Consider the following 392-nt stretch of genomic DNA (forward strand, 5'->3'; position numbering starts at 1 on the left):
GGTGGGCAGCGTGGCGGGCACGGTGCAGCAGATCGGCGTGAAGACCACGCGCATCCGCAGCCTGGGCGGCGAGCAGATCGTGATGTCCAACACCGACCTGCTCAAGCAGACGATCAACAACTACCGCTACCTGCAGGAGCGCCGCATCGTCTTCAACTTCACGCTGAGCTACGCCACGACCGCGCCGCAGGCCGAGGCGGTGTCGCAGGCGGTGCGCCGCATCATCGAATCGCACGACAAGGTGCGCTTCGACCGCGCGCACCTCAAGGGCTTCGGTGCGAACGCGCTCGAGTACGAGGTGGTCTACATCGTGCTTGACCCGGGCTATAACGCCTACATGGATGTGCAGCAGTCCATCAACCTCGCGATCATGCGAGAGCTGGAGTCGATGG

1 protein-coding gene is annotated in these 392 nt (G+C 64.0%); it reads left to right on the forward strand.

The annotated features are described in order from the left end of the window. A partial coding sequence (locus tag GVL50_RS28660) for a mechanosensitive ion channel family protein (RefSeq protein ID WP_159815864.1) occupies positions 1-392 on the forward strand: 392 nt, incomplete at both ends.

Origin of the sequence: Pseudomonas sp. 18058 (assembly GCF_902706155.1) — a bacterium.
GTDB lineage: Bacteria > Pseudomonadota > Gammaproteobacteria > Pseudomonadales > Pseudomonadaceae > Aquipseudomonas > Aquipseudomonas rustica.